General features: G+C 43.9%; 9 protein-coding genes. 4 read left to right on the top strand and 5 right to left on the bottom strand.

Annotation, left to right across the window (positions count from 1 at the left end):
- Window positions 1-337 precede the first annotated feature (337 nt).
- The gene (locus BCU12_RS11350; RefSeq protein WP_102404370.1) at window positions 338-814 is read left to right on the top strand and encodes an ABA4-like family protein; all 477 of its coding nucleotides are present in this window, start codon (window positions 338-340) and stop codon (window positions 812-814) included.
- A 198-nt stretch (window positions 815-1,012) separates the two neighbouring features.
- Here BCU12_RS11350 and BCU12_RS11345 read toward each other — a convergent pair whose 3' ends face one another.
- A complete protein-coding gene (locus BCU12_RS11345) occupies window positions 1,013-1,705 on the bottom strand; it encodes an oligogalacturonate-specific porin KdgM family protein (RefSeq protein ID WP_102404369.1) in 693 nt (230 codons plus the stop codon).
- Between the two features lie 1,044 nt (window positions 1,706-2,749).
- Here BCU12_RS11345 and BCU12_RS11340 point away from each other — a divergent pair.
- Together BCU12_RS11340 and BCU12_RS11335 are read left to right on the top strand one after the other, a co-directional pair.
- Window positions 2,750-4,525 carry a transporter gene (locus tag BCU12_RS11340; protein ID WP_102404368.1) on the top strand — a complete coding sequence of 592 codons (1,776 nt, stop codon included), beginning with the start codon at window positions 2,750-2,752 and terminating at the stop codon, window positions 4,523-4,525.
- A 77-nt stretch (window positions 4,526-4,602) separates the two neighbouring features.
- A complete protein-coding gene (locus tag BCU12_RS11335; protein ID WP_102404367.1) occupies window positions 4,603-6,216 on the top strand; it encodes a polysaccharide lyase 6 family protein in 1,614 nt (537 codons plus the stop codon).
- Between the two features lie 302 nt (window positions 6,217-6,518).
- On the opposite strand, the gene BCU12_RS11330 is transcribed toward BCU12_RS11335, so the two are convergent.
- Genes BCU12_RS11330 through BCU12_RS11320 form a run of 3 tightly spaced genes read right to left on the bottom strand, consistent with a single transcriptional unit; the run spans window position 6,519 to window position 11,722 of the window.
- A complete protein-coding gene (locus tag BCU12_RS11330) occupies window positions 6,519-9,575 on the bottom strand; it encodes an efflux RND transporter permease subunit (RefSeq protein ID WP_102404366.1) in 3,057 nt (1,018 codons plus the stop codon).
- Window positions 9,572-10,645, bottom strand: coding sequence for an efflux RND transporter periplasmic adaptor subunit (locus tag BCU12_RS11325; RefSeq protein WP_102404365.1), 1,074 nt, complete (start codon window positions 10,643-10,645; stop codon window positions 9,572-9,574). The genes BCU12_RS11330 and BCU12_RS11325 overlap by 4 nt, the downstream gene beginning before the upstream one ends.
- A gap of 3 nt (window positions 10,646-10,648) precedes the next feature.
- Window positions 10,649-11,722, bottom strand: coding sequence for an efflux RND transporter periplasmic adaptor subunit (locus BCU12_RS11320; RefSeq protein WP_102404364.1), 1,074 nt, complete (start codon window positions 11,720-11,722; stop codon window positions 10,649-10,651).
- A gap of 152 nt (window positions 11,723-11,874) precedes the next feature.
- Between BCU12_RS11320 and BCU12_RS11315 the strand changes: the two genes are divergently transcribed.
- Window positions 11,875-12,600: a TetR/AcrR family transcriptional regulator gene (locus BCU12_RS11315; protein WP_102404363.1), complete on the top strand. Its 726-nt coding sequence runs from the start codon at window positions 11,875-11,877 to the stop codon at window positions 12,598-12,600.
- A gap of 75 nt (window positions 12,601-12,675) precedes the next feature.
- Here BCU12_RS11315 and BCU12_RS11310 read toward each other — a convergent pair whose 3' ends face one another.
- Complete coding sequence (locus tag BCU12_RS11310; RefSeq protein ID WP_241909815.1) at window positions 12,676-15,063, bottom strand: EAL domain-containing protein; 2,388 nt, start codon at window positions 15,061-15,063, stop codon at window positions 12,676-12,678.
- Window positions 15,064-15,148 lie beyond the last annotated feature (85 nt).

The following is a 15,148-nucleotide window of genomic DNA, read 5'->3' as shown; positions in this document are numbered from 1 at the left end:
TCTTTTGCGTTACTGTCTCTTAGACGGCATCAGAACGCAGACGTTAGCTCGAGTAAACCTAACTCTTCACTGTTGCACGGTTCCCATGAGTTCCGGTCAACATGGTGTACGAGACCGGCAGTTCTTGATCTTGGGAATGACTGCTGTAACGAATATAAACCGCGACTATCGATGCCTTTACGCCGATTTGAGGCCTGGCTAATCCAGCAAGAAAAGGTGATCACTGATTATTTTTCCTGTCTTCTTAAGCAGCAAGTATCAGAATATTCTCTCGATGCCTTGACCATTGGATTATCGACGGTGGCCATGGCCGAAAGCCGCACTCGAGGAGAACAAAATGAGCGCTAATCTTGCATTTGAACTAGGGAGTAGTGCCGCAGTTTTAGGATGGTTATCACTTATTCTTGGCACAATCGCCTCGATTAAACCAATCGGCCAGTGGGCGCTGTGTTTGGGTGGACGAATAATACCGTTGCTGCTTGCATTACTGTACCTGTATCTCGTCATTGCATTCTGGGGCAGTGCGCCAAATGGCAACTTTTCAAGCCTAGAGGGTGTGAATCAGTTATTCACGTCTCCCGGAAATTTGGCGGCTGGTTGGATACATTTTCTGGCGTTTGATCTGTTTATTGGGCGTTGGATAATCGACGATAGTATTCAAGAACGAAAGCAGCAAGGAAAGCAAGGTAGAAAAGGGTTATGGCAATTGATTTTGTGTCTACCATTAACGTTTATGTACGGCCCTACAGGGTTGCTTTTATATTACCTATTTAAGTATTTATCGAGGAGTCGAAAACAGCGCAACTTAAAATGACAAATCTTTGTGTCGATTATCTAGTGTTGTAGCGAGTATTGCAGGTGTGTGAGGTGTTCAGCTCAAATCGTCAGTTAATGGTGTTGAGCGAAGCTTCAAGCTCTAAAAACTTCTTGCAATGCCCTTTGTGACTAAAACAAAAGCCAGCAATAATTTGCTGGCTTTCATTAAGGACATTAAACGTTTTGGACGACCAAATTAGAAGCTATATGTTAGACCAACACGGCTACGTAGTTCGAAGTCGTTGTTGTAGCCGTTGTAAGAATCATCTTTAGTGTAAGAAGAGTAACCAAACTCTGCATACGGTGCCCATTGACCCATGATGCGACGGATAGTTGAGTTGAACTCAGTGTTGGTGTCTTTGTCTTTGTAAAGAATGTAGTCGTCAGCTTTGTAGTAGTTCGCTTCTAGACCAAATCTCCAATCATTTACACTGTAGTTAATGTTACCCGTTAGACGGTGACGACGTTGGTCGTCTGAAGTGTTGTTTTGACGCATGTCATAACGGTAACGAGCACTTAGGCTAAGTCCATCAATACTTTTAACAGCATAAGTTGCACGAAGTTGTGGTTTGTACGTCATACCAGATGTACGGCCTTCGATTGGCATACCGTAAGTGAGTGTCCAGCTGTCATTCAATTTGTGACGGTAGTTTAGACCAAGTTCCCAGCCGTTGTTCTGTAGGTCTTGAAGGAATTTTCCGTCTTGACCTTTGAATTTAGCTTCAATATCTACTAGGAAGTTGTCGATGTTGCTAGCAAGCTTTACACGAGTAGCGTGTTGCTCTGAGCTATTCTTGTATTCGTGGCGAACGTCTAGAGCAGCAGCAGAGGCAGCTCCAGCGGTCATGATAGAGGCCATTGCGATTACAAGAGTTTTCATTTTAGTCATGGTATTGATTCCATTTTAGTTTTTACATACTGCTCATTATGAGAAACAGCATAGGGATTTGTTGACATACGCTCGTATGTCTTAATGTATGACAAATGATACATTGATGACTTGAGTAGAACTGTGAAATTGATCATGCTGCCGCAATAAAAGTGTCACTTACATTTTGTTACTTATTGCTTGAATCCCTTTAAATTCTTGTATTAACGGTTTTTATCACTATTTTTATAAGGGTTTATGGCGGGGGCGTTTAAAAGAAAATGTGAGTCATGTAATAAATTGAATTTTTACTTGCCTAAATGATTTGTAATACATTAATATATTTGTGTCGAGAGAGACAGTAAATGAACTTGTGGATGCGGTTTATACCCTAAATAGGGAATTAATAGTTTTTGTTCAAGTTGATGAACTGACTCTTTCTTGATTGCTCACAATTACGTTAATAATGAATCATTACCGCACCCTCGAGGTAATGACAGGTAGTGGGAATCTACCTTTCGCTCATACTGATACAGGCAGTATGGGCGTTTTTTTTGTCTATCTACCTGCCAGCCTTATTGTCTACTTATCTACTTATCTACTTATCTATTTACCTACTTACCTATCTATCTATTTTTTAAACACGCTCCTTTAAAACCTGGCGCTTTCGGTAGGGCAGGGACGCTGATTTACTTTCTGAAATTAATTTCATTACTGTCTTTAATAATACAAGTGTTTTCTCGGTGACGCTTAGGCTTCGCGGAGTGAAGTTGTGTGAGAGAAAAGAAGTTTGATATGAATATGAGTAATCAATACAAGTGATATTTCATTATTTATTATTTTATTCAATATGTTAGGTGTATCTGGTGTGTTTTGTAACGAGATCCCATGATTGTTACACCCTGATGGCAGTCTTTAAATCTAACTATGACATTGATCACTTGTATGATTACCACTCCTTTCAATATAGAGATAAGCATCACGCATTTAGATTATTGTACTACAAATAAAGATTATCCGGATTATAGTCTACCTATCAAAACAAACAGACATAAAGGTCAAAAGATGGAACTCAATACCCTCATTGTTGGCATCTACTTTCTATTTTTAATCGCGATAGGATGGATGTTCAGAACGTTTACAAGCACTACCAGTGACTATTTCCGAGGGGGAGGTAGCATGCTTTGGTGGATGGTAGGCGCAACAGCATTCATGACACAGTTTAGTGCATGGACATTTACTGGTGCAGCCGGTAAGGCGTTTACCGATGGTTTTGCGGTAGCAATTATCTTCATCGCTAACGCATTTGGTTACTTAATGAATTACCTCTACTTCGCTCCTAAATTCCGCCAACTACGTGTTGTGACGGTTATCGAAGCGATTAGAATGCGGTTTGGTAAAGTGAACGAGCAAGTGTTTACTTGGTCTGGCATGCCTAACAGCGTTATCTCTGCTGGTATTTGGCTAAATGGTCTGGCAATCATTGCTTCTGGTATCTTTGGCTTTGATATGACAACCACTATTGTCCTTACAGGCCTGGTTGTATTAGTGATGTCTGTTACGGGCGGCTCATGGGCGGTTATCGCTTCTGACTTCATGCAGATGGTCATCATCATGGCTGTGACGGTTACCTGTGCGATTGTTGCTGTTTACCACGGCGGCGGCGTAACCAACATCGTTAACAACTTCCCGACGGATTCTTTCATTACGGGTGATAACCTTAATTACCTTAGCATCTTTAGCATTTGGGCAGTATTTATCTTCCTAAAGCAGTTCAGCATCACAAACAACATGTTGAACTCTTATCGCTACCTTGCAGCAAAAGACTCAAACAATGCACGTAAAGCTGCTTTACTAGCGTGTGTTCTAATGACGTTGGGTCCTATCATTTGGTTCATGCCTAGCTGGTTTATTGCCGGTCAAGGTGTCGATTTAGCCGCTCAGTACCCAGAAGCGGGCAGCAAAGCAGCTGATTTTGCATACCTTTACTTTGTACAAGAGTACATGCCAGTAGGTATGGTAGGTCTGCTTATTGCCGCAATGTTCGCAGCAACGATGTCTTCAATGGATTCAGGTCTTAACCGTAACTCAGGTATCTTCGTTAAGAACTTCTACGAACCAATTCTTCGTCCAGCAGCGACTGAAAAAGAGCTGGTAGTCGTGTCTAAACTGACCTCAACATTCTTCGGCCTAGCGATCATTTTAGTGGCGTTGTTCATCAACTCTCTTAAAGGTTTAAGCCTGTTCGACACCATGATGTATGTGGGTGCGCTAATCGGTTTCCCAATGACTATTCCAGCGTTCTGTGGCTTCTTTATCCGTAAAACACCAGATTGGGCAGGTTGGGGTACGCTAGTAGTAGGTGGCTTTGTTTCTTACTTCGTTGGTTTTGTTATCACCGCGGAAATGATTGAAAGCTGGTTCAACTTGAACAACGAACTCACAGGTCGTGAGTGGTCAGATCTTAAAGTGGCTATCGGTCTTATCGGTCACGTTGTCTTTACTGCTGGCTTCTTTGTTCTATCAACATTGTTCTACAAGCCATTGCCTGAGCATCGTGAGAAAGACGTTGATAAATTCTTTAGCAACCTTTCAACACCACTCGTTGCTGAAAGTACTGAGCAGAAGAAGCTTGATAACAAACAACGCAGAATGCTTGGTTCATTGATTGCCGTCGCAGGTGTGGGTGTTATGGCAATGTTTGTACTGCCTAACCCAATGTGGGGACGTATGGTCTTCGTACTGTGTGGTTTGATTGTTTTCTCTGTTGGCTTGCTTCTTGTTAAAGCGGTTGATGATAAGGTCGAAGGACAAGACAACACCCTAGAAACTGAAAGCTAATTTATATTGCAAACGTAAACAAAGCGGTCACTCAGTTGGCCGCTTTCTCATTTATATTCCATTAAAGAAGAATAATTATGAAAAAGAATTTGTTATCCATCAGCGTTATTAGTGCACTCTCTGTATTTTCTCTTGTCGGTTGCGGTACTCAAGCCGATCAAAATACACAAATGAATCAAGTGAAAGAACAGACTTCTGTCAGCGAAATTAGTCGCGATTACTTGCTTCAAAGTGATCGCTTAAGCGATGTGGATGGTGCAGCGCTTGCTGAAGTGTCGGAAAGCGAGGTATTGGCGCTAAAAGATCAGATTGAACAAGCGAAAGATGGTGACGTCATCACCATTAAAAGCGGCAAATATCCGAATTTAGGGCACACATTAGTGACCGCAAATAATATAAAAATAGAGTCGGAGAATGCAGGGGAAGTATGGTTTACAGGTATTGTTCAGTTTGAATTGAAAGGCAACGACATCACTATTGACGGTGTTGTGTTTACGGCTGGTGGCCCGAGTGAGCGCTTTGGTGCGATTCGTATGATGGGTGACCGAAATACATTGCAGAACTCTACCTTTTATTACTTCAATCACGATTACTCGTATGAGCCTGATGAGCGACGTTCTGAGTACCCTAAATATTTGTGGCTCTCTTTATGGGGCAAAGATGGAAAGGTGATCAACAACCGTTTTGAAGGCAAGCAAAAGCGCGGAACGCTAATTGGAGTTCAAAAAGATGATCAACCAGACAACCATATCATCGCGAACAACATCTTCTTAGACCAAAAGCCAAACCAATTTAATGAGTTTGATATCAAAGAAGCGATTCGATACAACGGAAACAGCTGGGAGGCGATTCGCATAGGCGACTCAAAGTCTTCGCAATGGGATTCCAGTTCTCAGTTCATCAACAACTTAATGATTGATATGGACGGAGAGCGTGAGTTGATCTCCATTAAGTCTGGAGACAATACGATTGCCGGCAACACCATTTTCCAAAGTTCATCATTAATCTCTCTACGCCACGGTAAAGGAAATACGGTTGCTGACAATGTGATTCTAGGCAATGAAAAACGTTTAACTGGTGGTATCCGTATCTATGACGAAGACCATGTCATCCGTAATAACTACATTGCCAACACACGCGGTCGTGATGGTGAGATTGAAGGCAATGCTGATCTTCGTGGTGGCATCGTTATTAATACTGGCATCATTGATGTTCAAAATGGCGAGCAGTTGGATCAATCGGTGAAAGGGAAAGAGCTGAACAAACAGTGGACGCCGAAAAATATCACAATCGCGAGTAACACGATGGTTGATACTGAATGGGGCATTGTGTATGGCAATCAAAGCCACCGCGTCAGTTTGTTCAACAATGCTGAAGTGGAAGGCATTTATGGTGGCGTGGATATCGCGTTTAGTCAAAATGTTATTGATAACTCACAGTCTCCAGAGTTTGTAAGTGTGCGCGCGACGGAAGATTTCCCATTACAAGGCGCGACGTACAATGAGGAGTTTTACGCGGGTACGGTTGCCTCTGCAGAGCAGATTGAGAGTTATAGCGTTGAGTTACCGAAATTGACGGTAGAAGGCGGCTTCAATCGCTATCAAAACCAAGGTGCAGATGTGGCATCACTTGCTATCATCACCGCTGATGTCGCAGGCCCTGATTATCAATTAATTAACGCGACTCAATAGTGAAATGAGGTGAAGTAAAGTTAGGGTGTCAAAGGCCTAGGGGGGGAATTTCTAGGCCAATGAAATGACGCCCTTTCAGTCACCGTACTGGCGTTCAGCACACCTTTCTTTCGCGAGAAAATAGCGTTGGTAGGGTGGCAGCAGCGTTAGTAGGATGACAGTAAAGCGCATCAACACCATAACAATGAGCTGCTTCTTGCAGCTCTTCGTGTTTTTAATTCAATCGATTTTTTCCATACACCCGTACTCACATTAAAAAAGCCCCAGCAAAAGCTAGGGCAAAAGGTTTATCTCGTCAGTCACTAACCGGCAGTGGTCGGTTTGATTCGATAAAATAGGGTAAACAGAACAGGCGCAACAATAAGCGTGAGTATGGTTGCGAAGCCAAGACCTGCCATTATTGTGATGGCCATCGAGCCAAAGAAGGCGTCAAACATCAGCGGGATCATGCCCAGTATGGTGGTTAGTGCCGCCATGCTCACAGGCCTTACACGGCTAATGGCACTATCAACCACGGCTAAATACGGGTCTTTTCCTGACTCTAACTCAATGTTGATCTGGTCTAGTAGAACAATGCCGTTCTTTAGGATCATGCCGCTTAGGCTCAACAAACCTAGGAATGCGGTGAAGCTGAATGGCATGTTCGTCCCCAGTAACCCGATTGACACGCCGATAATGCTGAGCGGTACAGTCAACCAAATCACGAGCGGTTTTCGTAGAGAGTTAAACAAGAACATCGTGATGATAAACATCAGTAGATAGCCCATCGGCAGTGAGCCGAATAGTGCTTCTTTCGCTTCTAGCGAAGATTCATACTCTCCTCCCCAGGTTATTTCATACCCTTCAGGTAAATTCAGCGCTTCAATTTTAGGCTGCACACGAGCGAATAAACTGGCGGGTGTTTCATCGCCAAGAATATCGTGATCGGCCAATACGCTGAGCGTACGTTTACGGTCTCTTCGCTGAATCAGTGGCTCTTGCCATTCAAGCTCAACACCGTCGATAACTTGCTCCACAGGCATATAAGTTTGAAGCGAAGGGCTCCAAATCTTAACGTTTGCGAGCGATTCAAAATCAACGCGTTCGTTCTCTGGCAGTCGAGCAATGATTGGCAGACTATGTGTACCGTCTCTGAGTAGACCAATCGGCGTACCACCAAAAGCCATTTGTAACGTTTCTGATAGATCTTGCTTAGAAGTTCCTAAACGTCGCGCTTTTGATTCATTGAACTGCGGTACTAACTGCTTCGTTCGTTCGCGCCAGTCATGACGTACATTTCGAGCACCAGGATCGTCAAGCAATACATCTTCGACTTGCTCCGCAATATTCCGCAGCACCTCTGGGTCGGAGCCCGAAATTCTCGCTTCAATCTTAGAGGCTGGCGATGGGCCAAATTCCATCAATTTGAACTGGAATGTCGGCTGATTGAACTGGTTAGGCAGTTCGTTATCTAAACGCTCTAACAATGTGAACATGGCCTCGCGATCAACCGCTCTGACCTGAAATTGAGTATAAGCTTCGTAGCTTTTTTCAGGTTGATAAGTTAATGCAAAACGCTGCAGGCCTTGCCCTGTCGTTGAGGTAACGAACTCAACCTCTTCTTGCTCTCGAATATAACCATCAACTGCGCTGGCCTTTTTCGCTGTCTCTCTAATGTCCGTGCCTTCTGGCATCCACATATCTACGTAAAACATAGGAGTATTGGATGCAGGGAAGAATGATTGCTTTACCATGCCAAAGCCAATAACAGACGAAACGAGTAGGGCGATCATGGTTACGATGGTGATCCATCTAAATCGGATGGCAACCTTAAGCAGGGTGCCAAAAACGACGAAAAGGAAACCTTTGTATGGGTCTGATTCTTCGGTGACTTCAGCGTCGTCTTTTAATAGCAGGTTAGCTAAGAACGGAGTCAGCGTTAATGCGGTTACCCAGCTTAGGAATAGAGAATAACAAAGTACCCAAAACAGTGAGCCCATAAACTCGCCCGTTGCGTCTTCCGACAAACCAATTGGAGCAAATGCGGTGATGGCGATGATGGTCGCACCAAGCAGCGGCCACTGCGTTTGCTTCACGATATCAATGGAAGATTGTAGGGTGCTCTTTCCTTGCTTTTTACCAACAAGAATACCTTCAACCACCACGATGGCGTTATCCACGAGCATACCGAGTGCAATGATAAGCGCGCCAAGCGAGATTCGGTGTAGCTCGATGTCGTTGTAGTTCATCAAGATAAAGGTACCGAATACTGTTAGAAGCAATACTGAACCGATGATGATGCCACTACGCAAGCCCATGGCAAATAACAGCACGACGATAACAATAGCCACCGCTTGTGCGAGACTGATGACAAACTCTTTGACGGATTTATCTACTTCAGCCGATTGGTTGTAAAAGTAATTGAGCTCAATGCCTGCTGGCTTTATGTTTTCTAGAGCGTCGAGTTCTTTTTCAACGGCTTTGCCGACTTCAACAACGTTTACGCCAGCACTAAAGGATAGCGCTAGGTTGATCGCAGGCTCACCGTTAAAGGTGACTAAATTCGTTGGTTTTTCGACGATTCCACGCGAGACAGACGCCACGTCTTTTAAGCGGATAAGATTCCCTGTATCACGCCCGTGGATGACAAGGTCTTTCAATGTGTCCACGCTGTTTAGTGTGCCATTTGGTGTGATGGTTAATGCCTGTCCGTTCACCATCACTTCACCAGAAGACTGGACGCTGTTTTGTTGATTGAGTAAACCAACAACGGTGTTCATGTCGAGGTTAACAGCGGCAAGGCGTTCTAGCGAAAGCTCGACAAAAAGCTGCTCCTGCTGATCGCCTGCTATGGCAACTTTCCCAACACCATCAACAAGTTCCAGTTCACGAGTGAGGTAGTCGGCATAGCGTTTCAGCTCGATGTAATCAAAGCCTTTACCCGTGAGCATGATCATGACGCCATACACGTCACCAAAGTCATCGATGATTTGAACGGAGTTCACACCAGACGGTAAGGTTGGGCTGAGATCGTTAATTTTGCGTCTCATTTCGTCCCAAATCTGTGGCAGCTCATCGGGACCGTAGGCCATGTCCATGCTCACCATGATCTGCGACATACCGTTTGATGACGTAGAGGTGATTTTGTCGATGTAAGGAAGCTGCCGGATCTCTTTCTCAAGTGGGTAGGTCAGTTCTTCTTCGACCTCTTGGGAGCTTGCGCCAGGATAGGTGGAAATAACCATGGCGTCTTTGATGGTAAATGCAGGATCTTCGAGTCTTCCAAGATCCATAAAGGATGAGATGCCGCCAAGTGCCAAAATGACAAGAAACATCCAGCTTATAACTTTGTTTTTAATTGAGTATTCAGCGATGCTCATGGTGTGACTCCTTGAACTTTCATCCCTTCACGCAGTTTTCTTAAATTAGAATTGATCACCACATCACCTGTTTGAACGCCTGTCGAAACGACCGCGCCAGAGCTCGTTATTTGATTGATTGAGATATTGGTCTTAGCTGCGACGCCATTGGAAAGCTTCCATACATAAAAATCACCGCTGCTCACACCTGTGTCTATTGAAGTCATTGGTAGATGGAAACCTTGCACGTTGTTGAGGCCCGCTCTAACCATGTCTACGCTGACGGTGACACTCGTACCGGGCAATATTGGCGGCTCGACTTGTTGCATTGTCATCCACAACTCGTAGGTTTTGGTTTCTGGATGAAGCTCATTGGTGTGCTCTAAATACCCAAGGGAGTGCTCTCCGTCGTGGCCAGTGAAGGTTGCAATAGGCTTATAGGCGGAAGCGTTTCTATTAGGGTCGAGCGTTGCCAATACTGAATCAGAAAGGCTGATTTTTACGTACACTTGATGACTGTCGTAGATGGTGACCACGGTTTCGCCTGCAGCCGTATTTTCGTGAATCTTTTTATTCACACTGCCGATGACTCCGTCCCTTGGCGCAACCAAACGGGTGTACTCCATTTGAGATTTAGCAAGGCCGAGATTGGCCTCAGCAAGTTTAAAGTTTGCTAGCAATTCATCGTATTCGGCCTTGGAGATCATTTCTTGCGCGAAGAGTTCTTTACCGCGACTAAACTGCTTGATGGCAAGTTCAATTTTGGCTTGAGCATCAAATAGTGTCTGTTTCTGCTTGGTGTGATCGAGAATGGCTATGGTCTGCCCCTTACGCACACTTTGACCTTCCTGAACAAGCAAGCTTGAGATTTCACCTTCGATTTGAAACGAAAGTGGCGTTAACTCAGCCGCGACGGTTTGCCCGTTAAAATTACGATACTGACTGACGATGGGCTCGCCTACAGTCACAGTGTCCACCATCAAGCTAGGCTGAGTGCGATGTTCTGTTTCCGGTTTACACGCTTGAAGTAACAGTGCAACGATAACGATGGTTGCATGTTTTACTAGTCTGGAATTATCTCTAATTTTCATCGCTTAAATGCCTGCCTCGCGAGTCCATGCTTTGACGAGTTGCCCGTCGTTGAGTTCTTTGACACCCGCTTCAACCAGTAAGTCACCCTCGGAAAGCCCCTGGATGATGTTGCCGTTAGAATCGAGAGTCACAGAGATTTGATTAACCATTTCTGTTGATGGGTCGAAACGCAACAACACACCAGAACCTGCATCTTTTTCAAGCCATGCTGTTTCAGCTGGGTGGTAGGTATTGGCTTTCATTGAATTGAGCAGCTGTACCTGACCGGTCATGCCTGATAGGAGATTGATATCCGACGGCTTCTGAATGGTTGCAGTCGCGGTGTAGCTGCTGGTGTCCATATTTGGTTGTGTCGAAATCTCTTTGAAACGGGCCTGGATACTCCTATCTTGATGGCTGTCCATAACCGCAGTGAGTGGGTTTGACTTCACCATTTCAAGACCAAATTGTTCAATGTAGCTACTTGGAATCGTGAACGAGATGTCCATTACATTGTTATCTATCACGTTCATGACAGGCTGATTGGGCGCGATGTTTTGGCTTGATTTGGTGAAGATAATCGACACCACACCATCGAATGGCGCTCGAATGACGGTATGCGCTAAATCGGTTTGTGCTTGTTTTAACTCGGCATCAGCAGCGGTATACGCTGTTTGGATCTGATCGTAGCTGTCTTTACTGATCAAACGCTTTTCAATAAGTTGTTTTGCACGTTCAAACTGGGTTTTAACCAAATCGTATTCGGCTTGTTTAACCTCGACTAAGAGAGTGAAGTCGCGAGAGTCGATGCGGGCTAGTACCTCTCCTTGCTTCACCGTTGCCCCCATCCTAACAGAAACAGATTCGACCTTTCCGCCCACCTGAAAAGACAAACTGGCGCGTTGCGTTGCGTCAATTTCAGCAATAAAACGATCAAATTGAGGACCGTGAAGATCAGGCACTTCAACGAGTTTGACGGGTTTAATGACGTGATTCGACACTTCGGAATTTGCTTGGTTGCAGCCCATTAAGGTCAGGCTTAATAAACTGGCAAGAATTAGACTTCCTTTTGAGGTAATTGATGTTGAATTACTCATGTTCTGTCTCTTCGTTAATTGCTATACACCCGTGCAGTATAATTGAAGTTACGATTGGATCAATGTATATTTTCCATCTGTGCAGTAAAATATTTAAATGAAATATACGCATAGATCTGATAAAAAGAGGCAAAGTATTTGAGGCTGGCAAAATGAACGAACGAAAACAGGGGCGTAGAAGCGCACAGGATGCGGAAAAAACGAAATGTGACATCTTACGTGTGGCAACGGATCTGTTTTGTGAATTGGGTTATGAGCGTGTGTCGCTGCGAAATATTAGCGACAAAGCAGGCGTTTCACATAGCTTGATTCGTCATCACTTTGGCAGCAAAGATAAGATTTGGTATGCCATTAGTGATGAGCTTCATCAATATATGGTGTCTTACATGCGCACGATTATTGCGAACATTCCAGATGGTGCGAAAGCCAATGAAAAGCTCTATTTCTTTGTTGTTCGTTTGTTAGCGCACATGCTAGTGAGTAAGCAACCCATTCAATTTATCGCAGATGCCGTTAGGCAAGAAGATGCTCTGTTTGATTACTTTATTGATCAGTCTGGCGAAATCGAGAGTATCGTGTTTGCTATTGCCGATGCTTACAATGAAGAAAACCCTGAGAGCCCAATTAAGATCTGGGAAATCAAGTGGCAGATGATTATGTTTGCACATGGTGCAGCAAGTATGACTCCCTTCATGCAAGAAACCTGGAGTGATGAGACGAGAGAGTATGAGCAATGTTTATTGAAGCACTGGGAAATGTTCAACCAAATGATGGTGACACGTTTTAATATCGATCCTTCGCTTGTGACCATCCCGAAAAAGGTGTCCGATCTCGTCTATGACATTCCTTGCGAGTTTCACTGTGATTCGAGCCTGTAAGTAACATGAGTCATCACCGATATCATTACGGATGTTGAGCGTTACCTCATGGGCGAAAGACTTATGACTAGCGAACTATGACACTTGACTCAGTGATTTTTCATTGGATCTTGAGTACGCCGATTTGTCTAAATCGAGGTCTTTGGAGCATCCTAGCTTGTAGTTGAGGAAATCTCTTAAACCTACCTTACAAACAGGCTTAGCTTTTAAGTACCCTTGAATATAGTTGCAGCCAAACTCACGAAGCGTAGTCAATTGTGATTGAGTTTCTACGCCCTCAGCGACAACGGCCAGTGAAATACTGTGAGACATAGAAATAATAGCTCGGCATAGCTGCGCCGATTTATGCTCTTCATTATCAATATTGCTGACGAAACTTCGGTCGATTTTAACGATGTCAACCGGGTACTCGCTGAGAACGGAGAGTGAAGAATACCCCGTGCCGAAATCATCAAGATAGATGATTGCCCCTAACTTCTTTATGTCATTCAGTGCATCAACGGTGCAGGATGAATTACTTAAAAGCAGAGACTCTGTTATCTCGATGCCGAGTAGATGTGAGGGGAAATTGTACCGCTCTAGCTCGCTTTGTAGAGTGTGAATAATATGATTTGACTCAAATTGTTTCGCGGACACGTTAATATTAATTCTTGGCAAATCAGTGAGAGACTGACTTAAATAAATCGCTTCTAACGTTTGGCAAACCTCTCTTACCACCCAGTCTCCAATCTTGATGATGAGCCCAATCTCTTCCGCCAATGGGATGAATTCATCTGGGGGAATATACCCTTTCTCTGGGTGATTCCAGCGCAACAGTGCCTCAAAGCCGGCTACTTCGTCGTTCTCTGTACAGTAGATAGGCTGGAATGCGAGTGAGAGTTGCTCTTCTTCTATCGCGGTAGTGAGTTCTTGCTCTAAGATGAATTGCTGCTTAACCTGCGTGTACATTTTTTCGTTAAAAAATACGACTTTCTCTGTTCCCGACTTTTTCGCTTTATACATGGCGGTATCGGCTTCTCGCAGGATACTGGCGAGAGTCTGTGAACTTGAGGTGACGACCGAAACGCCGATACTGGCGCCTAAGTGACAGGTTTGCCCTTTAATGCTGTAGGGTTTAGACAGTATTTCAGTGAATCGAACACAAAGGTTGTGAACGGCTTGTTCATCAGTTTGATTCGGTAAGCACAAGACAAATTCATCCCCACCGAATCTAAAGCAGGTATCGTGTTTGTATGTGTTGAATTTTAGTCGAGTAGAGACTTGTTGTAAGACTAAGTCACCGACGATATGCCCCATTGAATCATTGATTATTTTGAAGCGGTCAAGGTCAATGAAAAGAACGGAAAATCCTTTTGTCATTCCTTGTTGAATGCCTTGGAGTTGCTCTTCTATTTTGGCGTTGAGTGCTTGTCGATTCAAAAGCCCAGTGAGAATGTCGTGCGTCGCCTGAATCTCTAAACTGTGCGTCTTCTCTTTGACCAACTTGTCCGATATTTCAAGTCGATGAGCGTAAAAGCGTACGCCGAAGGCCACAGATGATGTCAGTAAAAGTATAAGAATAACAGCCGAGTAGCCGTAAATAAGCATACTAAAGCGGTTGTCGATTGTTGAAACGCTTATCCGCCATGTTTGATTGATAACAGGAAGTGTTACGTCTTTCAGGTACGTAATTTCTTCTTCGTAGTAGGCGATCTTATGATGAGTTTGATGAATGTGTGATTGGAAAATGTCGGTTAAAGGTCGTTCGCTAATATTGACGACGGATAGGTACATCTCTTCTGAATTGAAATCATTCTTCCAAGTGACCCCCAAAAATTCGTGAAACAAAACACTTGCAACGACAAACCCTTCTAGCTCATTGCTGTCACTCATCACGGGGAGAAATAATTTAATTCCTTGGTGGCCATCTTGCGTGAAAAGGCTTGTGGCAACCTCTTGGGATATTATTGCTTGCTTCATGGCCAGCGCGTCACGACAATCGGCGTCAATGCGCTGTCCTAGGTAGTCGCTTGCTTCAAATTGTGGTGAGACAAAAAGGACAGGTAATGTGGCGTTACGTAACCAGTTAGCACAGGATGGTGTTTCTTTAACACTAGGGAGTAATTGAAAACCAAGCAAACCGTTTGCTTGAGCTTGTTGCTGAAATTCAAATAGATGATCGAAGTTGACGACTGGCAGCCAAAAAACAGAATGGATCCCAGAATCTATCCCTGTTCGAGCATTTAAGAAATTTTGAAATTGGTCTTGCGATGGCGAGTTGCCATTCGCCATAAATTTTTGAGTGGCGTGAATAAGGTCAGAAAGGGATCTCATTGACTGATCCAGTGACTTCAATTTGCCGTGAAATTGAATATCTAACTGATCGTACACTCTTCTTGATTCATAAAAATCAACGATATAGAAACATGAGGTCGCGATGACCAAACCCACAGCCCAAATAGATAGGAAGGATCTGCGAAACAACGAGTATTTCAATGTAAAAGAACTCTAATAGTAAACCACTGACATGACCTTAACATATAAGAAATATGAATGATAATCACTATCA

The sequence above is a fragment of the Vibrio sp. 10N.261.55.A7 genome (assembly GCF_002877365.1).
Classification (GTDB): Bacteria; Pseudomonadota; Gammaproteobacteria; order Enterobacterales; family Vibrionaceae; genus Vibrio.
This window is presented reverse-complemented; position numbering and strand designations above follow the sequence as displayed.

Bases quoted from the DNA above. Each gene is read 5' to 3' on its own strand.
- BCU12_RS11330 (WP_102404366.1), bottom strand. From the start codon at position 9,575: ATGAGCATCGCTGAATACTCAATTAAAAACAAAGTTATAAGCTGGATG.
- BCU12_RS11340 (WP_102404368.1), top strand. From the start codon at position 2,750: ATGGAACTCAATACCCTCATTGTTGGCATCTACTTTCTATTTTTAATC.
- BCU12_RS11350 (WP_102404370.1), top strand. From the start codon at position 338: ATGAGCGCTAATCTTGCATTTGAACTAGGGAGTAGTGCCGCAGTTTTA.
- BCU12_RS11345 (WP_102404369.1), bottom strand. From the start codon at position 1,705: ATGACTAAAATGAAAACTCTTGTAATCGCAATGGCCTCTATCATGACC.
- BCU12_RS11325 (WP_102404365.1), bottom strand. From the start codon at position 10,645: ATGAAAATTAGAGATAATTCCAGACTAGTAAAACATGCAACCATCGTT.
- BCU12_RS11335 (WP_102404367.1), top strand. From the start codon at position 4,603: ATGAAAAAGAATTTGTTATCCATCAGCGTTATTAGTGCACTCTCTGTA.
- BCU12_RS11320 (WP_102404364.1), bottom strand. From the start codon at position 11,722: ATGAGTAATTCAACATCAATTACCTCAAAAGGAAGTCTAATTCTTGCC.
- BCU12_RS11315 (WP_102404363.1), top strand. From the start codon at position 11,875: ATGAACGAACGAAAACAGGGGCGTAGAAGCGCACAGGATGCGGAAAAA.